Origin of the sequence: Citrobacter sp. Cpo032, from assembly GCF_030332975.1 — a bacterium.
Lineage (GTDB): Bacteria > Pseudomonadota > Gammaproteobacteria > Enterobacterales > Enterobacteriaceae > Citrobacter > Citrobacter portucalensis.
Genome location: NZ_JAOWGU010000045.1, coordinates 1 through 16,956, shown reverse-complemented (window position 1 = coordinate 16,956; position 16,956 = coordinate 1). Strand labels below are relative to the sequence as shown.

Sequence of the window (16,956 nt, the reverse complement as noted above, 5' to 3'; positions counted from 1 at the left end):
CCTGCGGTTTACTCATGGCAGCATTTTTTCCGGAGGCTGCCATGCCATCATATTCATTCATCCCCCTGATAGCGTCTTTGCTTTTCTGGCGACGGGGCTCAGCCCTGGTTTTCGCCCTCGCCCTGCAACTGACCGGCTGTGATAATGAGCCGGTATCCCGCCATGTCCCACCAAGACCGGTGATGACCACGGAGGTATCTGCCGGCAATCATGGCGGACAGACGCTGATGACCGGTGAAATATTGCCCCATGAAGAGACGATTATCGGCTTCCGTACCGATGGCCGGATGGTGAAACGACTCACGGATGTGGGGCAGTCAGTGGTTGCCGGGCAGGTACTGGCTGAACTGGATGATACCGATTTGCGTAATCAGTACCGCAGTGCTCAGGCGGCAGTACAGGAAGCCGAGGCAAGCGCCAGGCTTGCTGAGATAAACCTGCGACGCATGACGCTGCTTGCCCCGCAGGGTGCGGTTGCCCGGGTTCAGCTTGACGAGGCCCGCACAAACCGCGACACGGCAACAGCAAAACTGCAGAGCGCTCAGGCCGACCTGAGCAGTGCAGCGGACCGTCTGGGGTATGCGCGACTGCTCTCACCGGTTACCGGGGTGGTCACCACCGTCAGCGCCGGTCCGGGACAGGTAGTGACCACCGGACAGGAAATCCTGCGGGTGGCGCAGTCAGGGGCCCGTGATGCGGTCTTCAGCGTACCGGGGGCTCTGGCTGACACCCTGAAACAGCAGCAGACACTCACCCTGCGTATGGCGGATAACCCGTCGGTGTCGGTAACCGGAACGCTGCGTGACATCAGCCCGCAGGCCGACACACAGACCCGGACCTGGCGGGTACGCTATGACCTTGAGAATGCACCCGCGGTAATGGCTATGGGGGCGACGGTCACCGGGTCATTACCCCTGGGCGGCAGTGAAGTGTTTCAGGTACCGGCATCTGCCCTGACGAGGAAAGAACAGAAACCGGCAGTGTTCGTGGTGGACACCGGCAAAAATCGCCTGCGCCTGACACCCGTTGACATTGCGGCCTATATGACCGATTCGGTGCTCATCCGCAAAGGGCTGACAGCCGGTGAACAGGTGGTCACTGCCGGGGTCAGTCAGTTACGTGACGGGGAAAACGTGCTGACGGAGAACCAAAAATGAAAAATGTTATGCACGCTTCCGGCGGTTTTAATCTTTCTGCCTGGGCACTGGCCCACCGACAACTGGTGGCTTTTCTGATGCTGATGGTCACGGTGACAGGCGTCATGAGCTTTCTAAATCTGCCGCGCAGCGAAGATCCGGCGTTTACCATTAAGACCGCCGTGGTGTCGGCACAGTGGCCGGGCGCAACGGTAAAAGATACCGTCAGTTTCGTCACCGACACGCTGGAGAAGAAGCTCCAGGAAATCCCACATCTGGATTATATCGAGAGTTACACGCGTCCGGGCTCGTCGGTGATTTTTGTGAACCTGCGTGATGACACACCGCCGTCAGAGGTTGCGGGTATCTGGTATAGCGTGCGGAAAAAGATGGACGACATCCGGGCATCCCTGCCGGACGGCACCACCACCCCGGCCGTGGATGATGAATTCGATGATACATACGGCACAATTTATGGCTTCACGTCGGACGGCTTCACTCCCCGGCAGTTACGCGATACCGTCGATGATATCCGGACATCTCTGCTGGCTGTTCCGGGAACAGGGAAAGTTACGCTGCTGGGTGACAGCGAACAACAGGTGGTGATTGCTTTTGATCCACTGAAACTGTCGGGAATGGGACTCGATCTTCAGCAGGTGACGGCGGCTCTGCAGGCACAGAATGCCGTCACGCCCGCCGGACGTATCCGGACATCACAGGAAAATATGTCGGTGGAAGTCAGTGGCGCCTTCACATCCGTGGACAGCCTGCGGCAAATTGTGCTGCATACCGGAAACCGTTTTATCCCACTCACCGATTTGGCCACGGTCACACTGCAGCAGGCAGATCCGCCCTCACCGGAGTTTAGGGTTAACGGTAAACCAGCACTCGGGCTGGCGATTTCGATGGCTCGCGGTGGAAATATTGTTGATTTTGGTCGGGCGCTGAACGCGACGATGGACAGGATCCGCACGCATCTTCCTTACGGGATCAGTGTGGAGAAGGTGGCAGACCAGTCGGCCGTAGTCAGTGACGCGGTGGGAGGATTCGTCCAGGTGCTGGTTGAGGCCGTTATTATTGTGCTGGCCGTTTCTTTTGTTTCGCTGGGCAGCCGGGCAGGTCTGGTGGTCGCCGTGGCCATTCCGCTGGTGCTGGCCATGACATTTACCGGGATGGAACTGGCCGGAATAGGGCTACAGCGAATCTCCCTCGGTGCCCTGATCATTGCACTGGGACTGCTGGTTGATGATGCCATGATCACCGTAGAAGCCATGGTGTCGCGGCTTGAGGCTGGCGATGCCCTGAGTGTGGCCGCCACGCAGGTATTTCGTACCACCGCGTTCCCGATGCTGACGGGGACACTGGTGATGATTGCCGGATTTATACCGGTGGGATTTGCGGCATCGAGCGCAGGAGAATACTGCTACTCCCTGTTTGTGGTGGTACTGACAGCGCTGCTGAGCTCATGGCTGGTTGCGGTTCTTTTCTCGCCGCTTACCGGCGTCTGGTTACTGCCGGAACAGCATTCACATCAGTCACATAAGCACAGTTTCTTTCACCGTCATTATACCCGCCTGCTCGACCGGGTGATGCAGCACCGGCGCAAGACACTCGGTTGTGCCCTGGCGATACTGATATTGTCCGGGGGCGGAGCCCTGCTGATGCAGGGTGAGTTTTTCCCAGCGTCCGATCGCCCGGAGCTGCTGGTGAGCCTGACTCTGCCGCAGAATGTCAGCCAGGCACAGACGCACCGCGACGTCCTGAAGTTTGAAGCGAAGTTGCGCGATAATCCTGATATTGACCATTACTCAAGCTACATCGGTTCCGGCGCTGTGCGTTTTTATCTGCCGATGGATGTTCTGCTGCAGAAAGAGAACATTGCCCAGCTGGTCGTAGTGGCGAAAAATGAAGCGGCGAGAAACCGGCTGCAGAAACAGCTTGAGCAGATCCTGTCGAAAGATTTCAGTACGCTCACAACCCGGGTATCCACACTGGAGCTGGGCCCTCCGGTGGGCTGGCCGGTCAGATACCGGGTATCCGGGCCGGATAATACCCGTGTACGTGAACTGGCCACGCAACTGGCAGGGATGATTGCCCGCAATCCCGATACCCGGGGTGTCAATCTGACGTCCGGTGAACCGGAGCGGGTCATCCGTCTGCGGGTGGATCAGACGCAGGCGCGTGCCACCGGCATGACGTCTCAGTCACTGGCAGGAACGCTTGCCACGCTGTTTTCCGGAACCACCGTGACCACCCTGCGCGACCGTAACCGCCAGATTGATGTGGTGCTGCGGGGAAATGAAGCCTCACGACAAAACCCGGCGTTACTGAATGCTCTGATGCTGACATCATCGACCGGGAATAAAGTTCCCCTGGGACAGGTCGCCACGCCAGAATGGACGCTGGATGATCCGGTTATCTGGCGTCGGCAGCGGTTGCCGTTTATCACGGTTCAGTCGGATACCGCGCCCGGCGTTCGTGCAGAGACCGTGTCATCGGCACTCTCTCCGGTGGTTGCCGGTTTCCGGGAGAGTCTCCCGCCGGGTTACAGTGTGGAGGAAGGTGGAGTGGTTGTGGAATCGGAGAAAGGAAACAGCTCAGTGTATGCGGTATTGCCTGTCACGCTGATGGTGATGCTGTTACTGCTGATGATTCAGTTACAACGCTTTTCGTCGATGCTGCTGGCCCTGCTGATGGCACCGTTTGGTTTGCCTGGGATAGTTGTGGCTATGCTGCCTTTTGGCATACCGATGGGGTTTGTGGCGCTGCTGGGGATCATTGCACTGGCCGGGATGATCATCCGTAATGCCGTCATTCTTATTAGCGAAGTGGATGTGGGGATGAAAAATGGTTTCACTGCGGATGAGGCGATCAAAGTCGCCGCGCTGCACCGTTCACGCCCCATCATGCTGACCGCTTCGGCGGCCATTCTCGGGATGCTGCCGATTGCCCGGGATGTTTTCTGGGGACCGATGGCATTTGCCATTATTGGTGGGCTGCTTTCAGCCACACTGGCAACGCTGACACTACTGCCGGCAGCAATAAGTCTAATCTTTCACTGGAAACCGTATCCCTGACGAGTCCTGCCGTATCATCGCCTAGTGCTTCGACTAATGATTGCAACCCGCGGATATGGGGATGACCGTCGCTGCCGGTTGCGACTGCTAGGATCATGGCGCCGGACGCCGCCATGACCTGCTGGATCGTGGTGAACTCAGGAGGGGATTCGGCGTGTGAGACAGCGACTATCTGTGACCTCCGAATGAGGTGAATGGATGGTTCGTCGTTGTCTGAGCGCGCACTGGTTCAGTCGTCTTTCCCAGAACCACTTCAAGTACCAGCGCAATTTCGAGCATCCAGGGGATGGGACCCAGCAGACGTTTGAGGATAGCACGCACCTGGTCCGGAGGCTGTTCACGCACTTCGTTATAGCCACATTGACCCAGCCGGGTCTGCACCTCGGCTTCGGAAAGTCCCTTCACGATATTCTCAGGGAGCATCTCCATACACCCTTCTCCGGAAATACCTGACCCGGCAGGTCAGGTATGTTGTTATGGCGATAAAATGAAAATCTGCCGGAGACATGGCGCGGTTAAGTGTATGGCGCATATGCTTTTACAGCAGTGTCATCACAAAGAAACCAGTGGCAGTCATCAGAAGCGAGCCAGTTACGTGCGTCAGTACGGAAATGACAGCCCATGCATAATTGCCATTCTGAAGTAACACCACCACCTCAGCAGAAAAGGTGGAAAAGGTTGTCATACCGCCACATATGCCGGTGGTAATAAAAAACTTCCAGGCGGGATCAAGGTGAGGCTGCCGGACAAAAAAGGCCAGTGCCATACCGATGATAAATCCGCCAACCAGATTAACCACCAGGGTACCAGGTGGAAGATTGGGGAAAAGTGCATTGAGACGCATGGACAGTATCCAGCGGATCACACAGCCGATCGATCCGCCTATCACCACCGCGAATAATGATTTGTACATACCACCTCGCTGAAATCAGGGCACCATCAGACCGTCATTCAAGGGAATAACGTGCGGTGATGGCCCGTTTTTCATTCATTTCATACAGTACGGGGATTCCCGTCAGGACATGCAGATCGGGAACCTTATTTTCATCAATCTGCTCAATAAACATGGTCAGCGCACGCAGTGTATTAGCATGACTGACCAGCAACATGGTTTCGCCACTGGCGACGCGCAGGACAATGACGTGGTGCCAGTAAGGCAACAACCTTCGTTGCGTCATTTCCAGACTTTCTCCCCCCGGCAAATCCGTCAGGGACACATGACGATAACGTGCCTCACGATGAAGTGAAGCAGGTGCATCCGGCAACGGAGGGGAGATACCACGATAGCTCCTCCGCCAGTGATAAACGATTTTCTGGCCAATCTGTTGAGTGGCTTCATCTTTGTTCATTCCCTGAAGCGCACCGTAATGACGTTCATTTAACCGCCATGATTTGTCCACCGGTAACCACAATTGATTCAGCGCTTCCATTATCAGCCAGAGCGAATGAATTGCCCGGTTCAGAACGGATGTGCAGGCTCCATCTATGATTGTAGTGGCACACTGATTCCGGACCGTTTTATCAGGTTTGCTGCGCGCCGGGTTTCCTCCACTCCTTTCAGCATCAGCGGGACATTTTCCCATCCGGTAAAACGATTTTGCGATTCAACTAACTTTCGCCATGGCGGAGTAAAATAATTTTCCCCATAACAACTACCTGTCTGTCACCCACAACTGAACCGGAAGGACCTGAACCCGTTGAGTTGTTTGTACTGATTACCCGGATTTACCTGGACTCCGGTCAAGGAGGTGACGCATCAGAAGATGGGCACCGCTCCCGATGAACAGCGCGATTACAACGGCACTGGTATCATCCGGCAGTATATTAAAAAAGGCATCAGCGATCAGGAAAACCAGACAGTTTGCCTGGATCCCCGTTGCTGTTACAGTATGAGTATTTTTCCGTTCACAGAACCACCCTACCCCTTCCCGTATCTGAGCATACGGGAAGGGTGACGGAATCAGCGTTTTTTGAAGGCGGCTTTACCGGCGAAGATGGCGGCATCACCTAATTCATCTTCAATACGCATCAGTTGATTGTATTTCTCAATGCGCTCCCCACGGCTGGGTGCACCGGTTTTCAGGTGACCAGCCCGCAGGCCGACGGTCATATCTGCAATGAAGCTGTCCACGGTTTCCCCGCTCCGGTGCGAAATAAAGGTTCCCCAGTTGTTATCCTGACACAACTGGACGGCTTCGATGGTTTCACTCAGGGTGCCTATCTGGTTCAGTTTGATCAATGCGGCATTGGCCAGGTTTTCATCGATACCTCGCTGGATATATTTCACATTGGTCACAAAGATATCATCGCCAACCAGCTCAACTTTATCGCCGAGCGCGCGGTGCAGGAGCTGCCAGCCGGCCCAGTCGTCTTCCGCAAGGCCATCTTCAATCAGGACTATCGGGAAATCCTTCACCAGTTGCTCATAGTAGCGGGTCATTTCGTCGGCGCTGAGCCGGGTATTTTCGGTACGCAGGGTATATTTCCCATCGACGTAGAATTCACTGGAGGCCGGATCCATGCAAATAACGATATCTTCGCCTGGGCGGTATCCCGCCTTGCTAATTGCCTCCACGATAAGCTCCAGCGGCTGACGGTTTGAGGAAACGGCCGGTGCAAAACCGCCTTCATCGCCCACGCCGGCGGATAAACCTTTTTCCAGCAGGACCTGACGCAGGGCCTGGTAGACCTCACTGCCCCAGCGAATAGCTTCGCGTACGGAAGAGGCTCCCCATGGTGCAATCATAAACTCCTGAAAATCAGCGCCCTGCCAGCGGGCATGAACTCCGCCGTTAATGATATTCATACAGGGAACCGGCAGCAGATTCGCGCCGACGCCACCCAGATAGCGGTAGAGCGGGGTAGAGGATAGTTGTGCCGCCAGGCGGGATACTGCCAGCGATACGCCAAGGATCGCATTAGCACCCAGCCGGCCTTTGTTTTCTGTGCCATCAAGGGCAATCAGACAGTTGTCGATTTCTTTCTGGCGGCGTACATCGTAGCCCTGCAGGGCATCGTTAATTTCGGTATTGACGCACTGGACCGCATCCTGAACACCTTTACCGCCAAAACGTGTCTTGTCATCATCGCGATGCTCGATGGCTTCACGGGAGCCGGTGCTGGCACCGGAAGGAACGGAGGCACGGGCCATACTGCCCCCTACAGAAGTCACTTCAACCTCTACGGTCGGGTTACCGCGGGAATCCAGAATTTCTCTTGCGATGATACATTCAATTTCAAAGCTCATAAGTTTGACCTTCTTTTAAGGGGCTGGAATATGTTTAATCAGAACATCAACAGAAAGGTGATTGATGAATTCGAAAGAAAAGGAGGAAAAAACCCCGAACAGGCGGTTTTCATGCCCCAGCATGACCAGATCGATATCTTCATGCTGAACAACGGCCTCAACGTCCCGGAAACGATGGATGCTGACGATGGACCTGACGTTGATATCAATACTGCTGGACTCCACCAGACGGCTAAGCATTGCCTTTGCATCAATAACTTCGCGGGACTGACGGTCTTTGGTTAATGAGTCACTGGTATAATCCAGTTCCCTATAGTCAGCACTGAGATGCCCGACAGTAATACGGGTGCCCATCTCTTTTGCCAGACGTTCTGCCTGCTCAAGCAACAGCAGACCATCGGTTTCATTCTGTACAAGTAACAAGGCATGCCGGTAAATTTGCATAAATCACCTCTTATAAGAAGCGAAGCGGTTGGTCAGCCAGGGGAGGATTTCTTTTTTCCGGCTTGTCATGCCGGGCAGCGATACCTGGCGGGAGCCTGTCAGGCTGCTGTCTGAAAAAAGCAAAACGGAGTTCCGGCTGGTAATGTCTGTCACCATCAGGATCACCATGTCCAGCACGCTGTCCTTGCAGGTTTTATCCATTTCCTGCAGTAGCTCAGGCAACAGGGGAGTAATATCAGCCATGTCGCGGACCTCAATTTGTGACAACAACAGCGGCACATCATGGATCCGGTAATTTTTGGCGTCACGATTGAGTAAAACCGACGCGGATTGCCCGGTTATATCTGTTTTGGCTCGCAGCAGCCCTGTCACAAACTGGTCATAATCGATACCGGCGATTTCCCGCAAAACAGCCACGGATTCCTGATCCTGAGTGGTGGTGGTGGGACCCGTCAGCGCAACGGTATCACTGAGGATCGCCCCCATCAGCAACACAGCCTGAGCGGCAGTCAGCGGCATCGGAATGTCATGCATGAGAATTGAGAGAATTACTGTTCCGCAGCATCCTACCGCCCGCACCCAGACATCCGGTGGATTGCGGGTAACAAGGGTACCAATACGATGATGGTCAATGATGCCGATGACGTTGCTGTCCATCAGCGAAGACGGTCCCTGCTCTGCATCCGTAAAATCAACCAGCCATACGGTTTTATCTGTCAGATCGACGGTGAGTAAATCGGGTTGTGAAACACCCGCAGCGTTGAGGATATAACGGGTTTCCGGGGTGATATCCCCCAGGCGCCAGGGCGTTGCGGGACGACCGGTGTAATTAAGCCAGTCAGCCACAACCAGCGCGCTGCAAATAGCATCGCTGTCAGGATTTCGATGACCGAAGACATAAATCGGATTATCTCTTTGAAAAGAGAGAGATTCTGCGGTAAGCGGTAATGTGGTTTTATTTTGCATAGCTATACCTGACATACATGCCTATAAGAGGACAACTTCATCTGTATATCAGGCGCCATCATCCGGTGTTGAAAAACCGGCGGTTGGGAAAGGTGGAGCACCATCACCTTGTAAATCAATCTTATATGGGCCTTTGCATTAAATCAATATTTATTGTTGGCCCTCGGTTTCGTACACACAAGTACATCCTGTCCCGCCAAAAACGTTTACAATAGTGCGCCGAATGAAGCAATTTATACCTTCTTAATTATATTTATGATGAGTATTATCGCCGACGTATCCTGACTCAGCTTAACCGGAGAGAAGGTCGTAATGCAGTGGCTAGGGCAATCTGTTATGGCCAGCGTGGTGAGATCAGAAAACGTTACAGTGAGGGATTGCGTGTGAGGTCGCCAGCGGAACCAGATGCATCCCACTGGGGGACAGCCAGTCCGGCTATTTGCTCTGCGACCATCTCTTGCGTTAACTGGTCAGGTTCAGGGTAGTACAGTCCCGGGTTACTTATCTAGGACTGCAGTCATGCGGGCAAAGTTGTTCTGGTCAGCACTGGTGATGCGGTAGGACGAAGCACCGGATTCCTTGGCGATAGCGGCAATTTTCGCTTCCGCGTTGCTGAGTGTGTCAGCAGTAACACTGACTGACTGGGCGAAGCCAGAGAAAGAGACTACGGAGAGCATACTGGCAGCAACAAGCAGTTTGATATTTTTCATGGTCATATTCCTTGGGTTATCTGGTCATCTGGTGATACCGGCATCATCGCCGTCTCACCTGTTGATGTGCATTAAAAACCCTGTAGTAAATACAGGGTCAATAAGTTATTTTGTAAATTATTGTTGGCTGTGTTTTTTCGTTTTCATACAACCCAGCTCTTGAAAGAGCCTCACCGTGGCTGACGAGGCATGAGAAAATACGGCCGTAACAGACACCGCGAAACCGGGATTGCGCTGGGGAGATAGGTCGGTGCAGGGCCGTTAACTTACAGGATTAGTGAGGGTTTATGATGTTATGGCTACTGATTAAGTACGCGATCACCGCCGGAATGGTTGTTTTTATCTCTGAAGTTGCCAAGCGTAGTGATCGGCTTGGTGGTCTTGTCGCCGCGCTTCCCCTGGTTACTGTGCTTGTGCTCGTGTGGATGAAGCTGGAAGGACAGAGTCAGCAAAAAATAGCCAATCATGCGTGGTATACATTCTGGTATGTAGTGCCGACACTACCTATGTTTTTACTATTCCCTGTTTTCTGTCAGCGATTTGGCTTTTGGATCACGCTGGGTAGCTGCTGCGTCGTAACCGTCCTTATTTTCTTTTTGTGGGCCAGTGCGTTACGCCGTTTTGGCATAAATCTGATGTGATAATGTACGCTGTTGTGAAGCCAACTGCACTATTGCCGGAGGAAACACCGACTAACTCCGAACCATATCAGGCTTTTTAACAGGATAAGAGAGTTTTCAAGGGGGCCGGCTTCCTGCCGGAAGCGCGGTTCTTTCTGTCAAAGACAAATTCAGATGTTCTGGGGAGGTGCGGATATTACAACTATTATACTCGCTGTCTTTCCTTATTGATAATGTCACCCTGATTTCCCGGTTTTAAATGTCACTTTCTGCTGATTTCTGATGAAGAAAAAAGGGCAGTGAGCTCATTTTTTCAGGCTTGATTTGAAAAGAGAGGGTTCAGCCAGAACCGGATTGATGGCTCTGAGCTGAGCCTGAATCTGTGCCCGCCTTTTAGGCATACTCTGGCTGCGCCTTTCTTTTTCCTGCGGCTTCAAGCTCATCCTGTTTTTCCTTCGCCAGCTTCAGCACCGCGTCAAGCCTTTTGTTATCAACGATGCGCCCCTGACTGATGCAGTCCAGCTTATCGAACATCTGATATTTCAGTGTTCTGTTTCCATGGCGGAATTTGAGCGTACCGTCCGTATAATCAAAAGCGAGGATTTCTTCTCCGACTATGCGTGAGTTTTCGTCAGTGGGATCAACCAGATAAAGGATTTTTTCATACTGAAAAGTCAGTGCTTTTGAGAGCGTCCGAAGCGTCTGCCAGGCGAAAATGTCGTCCAGTTCCAGGTGGCTCTCTAGACCGTGCGGTGAAGGTTTTTCGGGTATTTTGCCAGTCTGGCAAAGCGGTGGTTGAAGTCGCTGATGAACGTTTCGATCCAGGCGTTGGCGGCATCAATGCAGGTGATATTCTCCAGGCACATCTCCTTAACCAGCCGCTCCTGCAGCGTCAGGTTGGCGCGCTTAACGCGGCCCTTGGCCTGAGAGCTGTTGGCACAGATACCCGCCAATAGTGGACACGCGACTAAGTGAGTAAACTCTCAACCAGAGGTAGCTCACATGACTAAATCAGTAACCGTCAGTAAAAAGCCGCGTAAACAGCACACTCCCGAATTCCGCCAGGAAGCTCTGAAGCTTGCTGAACGCATTGGCGTCGCTGCCGCTGCCCGCGAACTCAGTTTGTATGAATCGCAACTCTATGGCTGGCGAAAAAAACAACAGCAACAACTGACATCATCTGCACGCGAAAGCGAACTGGATGCTGAAAATGCCCGGCTTAAACGCCAGCTTGCGGAGCAGGCAGAGGAGCTGGCTATTCTCCAAAAGGCCGCGACATACTTCGCGAAGCTCCTGAAATGAAGTATGTTTTTATCGAAAAATATCAGGCTGAGTTCACCATCAAAGCCATGTGCCGGGTGCTGCGCGTGGCCCGTAGCGGCTGGTATGCCTGGTGCTCCCGGCGTCATCAGATAAACACGCGACAGCAGTTCCGTCTGGCCTGTGATGCCGCGGTTCTCAGAGCATTCACTGATGCAAAACAACGGTATGGTGCGCCACGGCTTGCGGATGAGCTCCCGGCCTACAACATCAAAACGATAGCTGGCAGCCTGCGTCGCCAGGGGCTTCGGGCAAAGGCAGCCCGCAAGTTCAGCCCGGTCAGTTATCGTGAGCATGGCTTGCCTGTGTCTGAGAACCTGCTGAAGCAGGACTTTTACGCCAGCGGCCCGAATCAGAAGTGGTCGGGAGACATCACCTACTTACGCACCGATGAAGGCTGGCTGTATCTGGCAGTGGTGATTGACCTGTGGTCGCGAGCTGTCATCGGCTGGTCAATGGCACCGCGAATGACGGCACAACTGACCTGCGATGCGTTGCAGATGGCGCTGTGGCGGCGTAAACGCCCGAAAAATGTCATTGTTCATACTGACCGTGGCAGCCAGTACTGTTCAGCGGACTATCAGGCGTTGCTGAAGCGGCATAATCTGCGCGGGAGCATGAGCGCGAAAGGCTGCTGTTACGACAATGCGTGTGTGGAAAGCTTCTTCCACTCGCTGAAAGTGGAATGCATCCACGGTGAACGCTTTATCAGCCGGGAAATGATGAGAACAACTGTATTTAATTATATTGAGTGCGATTACAATCGCTGGCGTCGCCACAGTGCCTGTGGTGGGCTCAGTCCTGAACAATTTGAAAACCAGAACCTTGCTTAGGGCCGTGTCCACATTACGTGGGTAGGATCAGTTCACACCAGGAAAACGATTAATGACTGGCGGCAGGATTATAACGAGTGCCGTCCACATTCATCGCTGGATTACCAGACTCCAGCTGAATTTCCAGCAGGCTGGCGAAACGGGAAATATGAAGAAAAACCAACCGACATTACTAATTGAAGGTTATATCTAATCCTGGGGTCAGTCCAGTTTATTTAGACAGTTTTGGCATTTCATGTCACGTGATTTAATGTCTGGGTATTTATTCTTTTGATCAGAGTAAAGCTAGAGTTGTTTGAAGGGAAGGGGATAGGAATGCGTGAGTTCCAGCCTCCAATTACCTGCAAAGACATATTTTGAAACCTATATAAATGGGGTAAGAAAAAATATCTTCAGTGTAAAACGATATAAAAATTGCCATATCTTATTGATTATGAGTGAATTTTATTGTTTAAGAAAAATTTCTCGATAAGTGGATGTTCAAGACAGTCAGCGCTATATAAAAAATACAATAAAAAGTATTGACCCTATAGTAGTTGCAGGGTTTTTAATGCTCATCAACAGGAAACGAGCAGTATGCTCTTATGATGAACATTAACTTTACTAGGGTTATCACTATGAAAAATATCAAACTTCTCGCAGCAGCTGGTTTTCTCTCTGTTGTCTCATTCTCTGGTATGGCGCAGACGGTCAGCGTAACTGCTTCCACTCTTGACAGTGCAGAAGCAAAAATTGCTGCTAAAGCAAAAGAAGCACAAACGTCATACAAAATTCTCTCTGCGTATACTGGTAATCGAGTGCATATGACCGCTAAATTAGGGGATTAATAGATAATCATTTTAGGGTATCTATAGGAATATATACCTTGATAAAATCTGCCACTATATACTAATTTTTAATGCTTGATATGCCACATGTTTTTTCCTTGAATAGACTTTAGCGGACTGCTGATAAAGAGTCCGTATTTTTTTAATGTAATACTAATAGTTAAGTATGGTTTTTTATCCGTGCAAATATTTTAGCTCCACGTCCTCTTTGTGGAGTTGCCCCCGCTAAAACGGACACGGTTAATTTATAGCTAGCAGCGAACTTCTGTATTCCCTTGGTGACTGCATTTTCAGCCCTTTATGGGGATGCCAGTTATTATAGTCTTCCATCCATTCCGTCAGTTTTCACATCACTGTCATGGCATCCGGCAGGTCATTAACATACACGTAGTCACGCTTGAACGTTTTAACGAACGATTCAGCCATCCCATTGCTCTCCGGACTGCGCACTGGCGTCGTACACACGATGAACCTGAGTGAGGTGGCGAACGTTCTTATTGAGTCCGCTATGTAGCAACAGCCATTATCGGTCAGCCACTCAACGGCATGTGGCAGGTAAAGCGTATTGCCAAAGCGCTTTTCCACACTCTCTGTCAGCAGATCCTGCACCATAACGCTGTTTATTCCACCTGTTGTCGCCGACCAGCAGATGGCTTCGCGATCACAGCAGTCAAGGCTGAACACTACCCGCACGACTTCCCGATTCAAGCAGCGGATTTCAACACCAGTGCGTATCCGGCTTGAGTGTCACGACGTTGCCGGTATGACTGTGCTCTGGCTTTCTATGGCCAGATTTTGCCAGCAACAGGTTATTCGCCTGCATGATCCGGTAAATGCGTTTGTGGTTAACCCGCCAGTTTTGTTCCTTCAGCGCACGATTGAGGTGTGCCGTCACGCGACGGTAGCCGTTTGTCGCCCGCTCGCTGCATATCTGGCGGATAAGCGGTAACAGTCGGGCGTCATCATCTTTGCTATAGCGGGCTGGCCGCTGCTGGCGCTTCTTTAGCAGCCGTTCATAAAGATTCGAACGCGATACGCAGAGCACTTCTGCTATTCGGATGAGGAGGTATCGTCCGGTGGCAGCAATGGCATGCGCGATATCAACTTTTTTGCCTAGGCTATCTCAAGCGCGTTCCTATGGATTTCGGCTTCCATCGTCTTGCGGCCCAGCATTTGTTCAAGCTGTTTGACTTTTTTCTCCAGCGCTTGGACCTCGGAGACACTGACGACCTCGTCGCCAGCGACGATCGCAGACTTTCCACCCTCGTTCATGAGCCGTTTCCACTTAAAAAGAAGACTGGGTGTGATGTCATATTGCCGGGCAACGAGTGAGACGGTGTAGCCGGGCTGCATGGCGAGCGCAACAAAACGGGCTTTCTCTTCAGGAGTATAACGACGGCGTTTTTGCTCGCCAGTGATCACTTCGATTCTTTGCACAGGACACTCCTTAAACATAGCTCTATGACTATGTCTTACTGGTGAGGTGTCCGGTTCAAACGGAGGCTATTACCCTTTGATATTTTCACTTTTTTGATTCATTCTCAATGCCGATGCTTGGTTAAATCAGAGAAGCGTTCATCATCAGCTATCAACCGGTGCTTTTACGATTTAAGGGGTTAAGACACCGCTCACTATTCTATTCCGTTAGCCTGACTCTGTGATTTCCCGAACATAGTTCAGTGTTCTGAACAGATAAAACCAGCATATTTCTGTCCGGAGCGTCAGACAAGATTGTCTGATAAAGGGGGAGCTGCTCCTTGCAGATTAGAGCATCTCTATGTTAGCAACGTCCGCTCCTGGCACGCATGAGACATTCAGAGCCATAACTGCTGGGGACAGCCTGGCAGTCCAGTTCTTCTGTTCGGTTTCACGACTACACGTCGCCATAATTCGCTATGATGAGAAAAACAGAATAGGATATCGAAGATGAAAACTGTCGAATTTTTGCTGTACACCCTCAAACCCGGTACTGGAAAAGACTTTCATAGAATAATGAAAGAAGTGAGTGTTCCACTTCACCGTTCAGTGGGAATGGATGTTATTTCTTATGGTATATCAGCACATGACGACGATGCTTACTATCTGATCAGGGCTTATAACAGCCTCTCTCACCTGAAAACTGCCCAGGACACCTTTTATGATAGCGAAGCATGGCGTCATGGTCCCCGGCAGGCCATTATCGATAGAATAAGCATCAGCGTTAAATCGGTACTGACTCTCACTGAGAGTGCCGTTGAGCATTTACGAACCCACTGACCCTATCGCTATACGTCATGGTAAAGCCGGGATAGACACACCAGCAAGACGTTACTGTTATTCAGTACATCAGAGATGAGGCTACCGCCTCACATGCTGAATGCGGGATGTTTGACCGGCATCTATGAGCGAAGAGCGGAAGTTCGCTTTCGGAAAACCTAATCCATGTGCCAGAGGGTCTCTGAAAGAGAATGGGGCGTTTAAGTGGGGTACTTACAAAAAATCAGCCTTAACGTACAATAATTTTCGATATCCAAACTGACCCCATTAAGAGTTATCCAGCATGTATGTTGAATCGCCACGGGTTTAACAGACACCTCGGAGTCATTTAAGATGACTTAAAGAGAGGTGCCCATGAGCGGTAAACGTTATCCCGAAGAGTTTAAAATTGAAGCAGTCAAACAGGTTATTGATCGCGGTCATTCTGTTTCCAGCGTTGCAACACGTCTCGATATCACCACCCACAGCCTTTACGCCTGGATAAAGAAGTACGGTCCGGACTCATCCACTAATAAAGAACAGTCAGATGCTCAGGCCGAGATCCGCCGACTCCAGAAGGAGTTGAAGCGGGTTACTGACGAACGGGACATATTAAAAAAAGCCGCGGCGTACTTCGCAAAGCTGTCCGACTGAGGTACGCCTTTATTCGTGACAACTCCCGTTGCTGGCCTGTTCGTCTGCTCTGCAGGGTGCTGGATGTTCATCCCAGTGGCTTTTACGCCTGGTTTAAGCAACCGTATTCTCAGCGCCACCAGGTAGATCTGAGACTGACGGGACAGATCAAACAGTTCTGGCTGGAGTCCGGTTGCGTTTATGGTTATCGCAAGATCCATCTGGACTTGCGGGATAGCGGTCAACAGTGCGGAGTGAACAGAGTCTGGCGACTGATGAATCGTGCCGGGATAAAGGCTCAGGTCGGGTACCGGAGCCCGTGGGCACGCAAAGGCGAGGCCAGTATCGTATCGCCCAACAGGCTCCAGCGACAGTTCAATCCGGATGCTCCGGATAAGCGTTGGGTAACGGACATAACCTACATCAGGACCCACGAAGGCTGGCTGTATCTTGCTGTGGTTGTTGATCTGTTCTCACGCAAAATTATCGGCTGGTCAATGCAATCCCGGATGACAAAGGACATTGTCCTGAACGCACTGCTGATGGCTGTATGGCGGCGTAATCCCCAAAAACAGGTGCTGGTTCATTCGGACCAGGGCAGTCAGTACACAAGCCATGAGTGGCAGTCGTTCCTGAAATCACACGGCCTGGAGGGGAGCATGAGCCGTCGCGGTAACTGTCACGATAATGCGGTTGCAGAAAGCTTTTTCCAGTTGCTGAAACGCGAACGGATAAAGAAAAAGATCTACGGAACGCGGGAAGAAGCCCGCAGCGATATTTTTGATTACATCGAAATGTTTTATAACAGTAAGCGTCGGCATGGTTCGAGCAATCAGATGTCACCGACAGAATATGAAAACCAGTATTATCAACGGCTCGGAAGTGTCTAGATTATCCGTGGCGATTCA

At 51.8% G+C, this 16,956-nt stretch carries 14 protein-coding genes, 4 pseudogenes and 1 riboswitch; of the genes and pseudogenes, 9 read left to right on the top strand and 9 right to left on the bottom strand.

The features are described from left to right. The first annotated feature begins 41 nt into the window (after positions 1-41). Together OGY33_RS13550 and OGY33_RS13545 are read left to right on the top strand one after the other, a co-directional pair. Positions 42-1,157: an efflux RND transporter periplasmic adaptor subunit gene (locus tag OGY33_RS13550; protein WP_009652501.1), complete on the top strand. Its 1,116-nt coding sequence runs from the start codon at positions 42-44 to the stop codon at positions 1,155-1,157. Further along, the gene (locus OGY33_RS13545; RefSeq protein ID WP_016154444.1) at positions 1,154-4,213 is read left to right on the top strand and encodes an efflux RND transporter permease subunit; all 3,060 of its coding nucleotides are present in this window, start codon (positions 1,154-1,156) and stop codon (positions 4,211-4,213) included. The genes OGY33_RS13550 and OGY33_RS13545 overlap by 4 nt, the downstream gene beginning before the upstream one ends. A gap of 168 nt (positions 4,214-4,381) precedes the next feature. On the opposite strand, the gene OGY33_RS13540 is transcribed toward OGY33_RS13545, so the two are convergent. From OGY33_RS13540 to OGY33_RS13515, 6 genes are all read right to left on the bottom strand, one after another. Further along, complete coding sequence (locus OGY33_RS13540; protein WP_197984771.1) at positions 4,382-4,636, bottom strand: cation-transporting P-type ATPase; 255 nt, start codon at positions 4,634-4,636, stop codon at positions 4,382-4,384. A gap of 115 nt (positions 4,637-4,751) precedes the next feature. Continuing rightward, positions 4,752-5,126, bottom strand: a complete 375-nt coding sequence (gene crcB / locus OGY33_RS13535; RefSeq protein ID WP_016154442.1) for a fluoride efflux transporter CrcB — start codon at positions 5,124-5,126, stop codon at positions 4,752-4,754. A gap of 34 nt (positions 5,127-5,160) precedes the next feature. Beyond that, a complete protein-coding gene (locus tag OGY33_RS13530) occupies positions 5,161-5,796 on the bottom strand; it encodes a 2,3-bisphosphoglycerate-dependent phosphoglycerate mutase (protein ID WP_223175621.1) in 636 nt (211 codons plus the stop codon). 377 nt (positions 5,797-6,173) lie between these two features. Continuing rightward, a complete protein-coding gene (eno, locus tag OGY33_RS13525; protein ID WP_009652415.1) occupies positions 6,174-7,460 on the bottom strand; it encodes a phosphopyruvate hydratase in 1,287 nt (428 codons plus the stop codon). Positions 7,461-7,475: 15 nt separating this feature from the next. After that, a complete protein-coding gene (locus tag OGY33_RS13520; RefSeq protein ID WP_009652460.1) occupies positions 7,476-7,904 on the bottom strand; it encodes a universal stress protein in 429 nt (142 codons plus the stop codon). 3 nt (positions 7,905-7,907) lie between these two features. Further along, entirely contained in the window at positions 7,908-8,870 is a 963-nt protein-coding gene (locus tag OGY33_RS13515) for a DHHA2 domain-containing protein (RefSeq protein ID WP_009652407.1), read from the bottom strand. Positions 8,871-8,912: 42 nt separating this feature from the next. After that, a riboswitch (Fluoride riboswitch) is annotated at positions 8,913-8,987 on the bottom strand. Between the two features lie 116 nt (positions 8,988-9,103). On the opposite strand from OGY33_RS13515, the pseudogene OGY33_RS24590 reads away from it, so the two are divergent. Then, positions 9,104-9,247, top strand: a pseudogene (locus tag OGY33_RS24590) (Tn3 family transposase); the annotation flags it as partial. Between the two features lie 120 nt (positions 9,248-9,367). Here OGY33_RS24590 and OGY33_RS13510 read toward each other — a convergent pair. Further along, positions 9,368-9,580 carry a YdgH/BhsA/McbA-like domain containing protein gene (locus OGY33_RS13510; protein ID WP_009652456.1) on the bottom strand — a complete coding sequence of 71 codons (213 nt, stop codon included), beginning with the start codon at positions 9,578-9,580 and terminating at the stop codon, positions 9,368-9,370. A 290-nt stretch (positions 9,581-9,870) separates the two neighbouring features. Here OGY33_RS13510 and OGY33_RS13505 point away from each other — a divergent pair, with 290 nt between their 5' ends. Continuing rightward, positions 9,871-10,221 carry a DUF3147 family protein gene (locus OGY33_RS13505; protein WP_016154441.1) on the top strand — a complete coding sequence of 117 codons (351 nt, stop codon included), beginning with the start codon at positions 9,871-9,873 and terminating at the stop codon, positions 10,219-10,221. Positions 10,222-10,505: 284 nt separating this feature from the next. Here OGY33_RS13505 and OGY33_RS13500 read toward each other — a convergent pair. Continuing rightward, positions 10,506-11,144 (bottom strand): annotated as a pseudogene (locus OGY33_RS13500) (transposase family protein); the annotation flags it as partial. Between the two features lie 58 nt (positions 11,145-11,202). Between OGY33_RS13500 and OGY33_RS13495 the strand changes: the two are divergent. The 3 genes and pseudogenes from OGY33_RS13495 to OGY33_RS13485 all read left to right on the top strand — a co-directional run bounded on the left by OGY33_RS13495 (position 11,203) and on the right by OGY33_RS13485 (position 13,180). Beyond that, positions 11,203-12,353 (top strand): IS3 family transposase gene (locus OGY33_RS13495; protein ID WP_085954962.1). Its coding sequence is split into 2 segments (ribosomal slippage): positions 11,203-11,464 and positions 11,464-12,353, totalling 1,152 coding nucleotides; the frame shifts between segments, so codons are not numbered across the junction. A 30-nt stretch (positions 12,354-12,383) separates the two neighbouring features. Beyond that, positions 12,384-12,533, top strand: a pseudogene (locus OGY33_RS13490) (integrase core domain-containing protein); the annotation flags it as partial. 437 nt (positions 12,534-12,970) lie between these two features. Next, positions 12,971-13,180 carry a YdgH/BhsA/McbA-like domain containing protein gene (locus tag OGY33_RS13485; RefSeq protein ID WP_032443218.1) on the top strand — a complete coding sequence of 70 codons (210 nt, stop codon included), beginning with the start codon at positions 12,971-12,973 and terminating at the stop codon, positions 13,178-13,180. A gap of 240 nt (positions 13,181-13,420) precedes the next feature. Here the strand turns inward: OGY33_RS13485 and OGY33_RS13480 are convergent. Beyond that, positions 13,421-14,617, bottom strand: a pseudogene (locus OGY33_RS13480) (IS3 family transposase). Positions 14,618-15,106: 489 nt separating this feature from the next. On the opposite strand from OGY33_RS13480, the gene OGY33_RS13475 reads away from it, so the two are divergent. After that, the gene (locus OGY33_RS13475) at positions 15,107-15,436 is read left to right on the top strand and encodes an NIPSNAP family protein (protein ID WP_016154439.1); all 330 of its coding nucleotides are present in this window, start codon (positions 15,107-15,109) and stop codon (positions 15,434-15,436) included. Between the two features lie 354 nt (positions 15,437-15,790). Then, positions 15,791-16,938 (top strand): IS3 family transposase gene (locus OGY33_RS13470; protein WP_191238548.1). Its coding sequence is split into 2 segments (ribosomal slippage): positions 15,791-16,028 and positions 16,028-16,938, totalling 1,149 coding nucleotides; the frame shifts between segments, so codons are not numbered across the junction. The last annotated feature ends 18 nt before the right edge of the window (positions 16,939-16,956 follow it).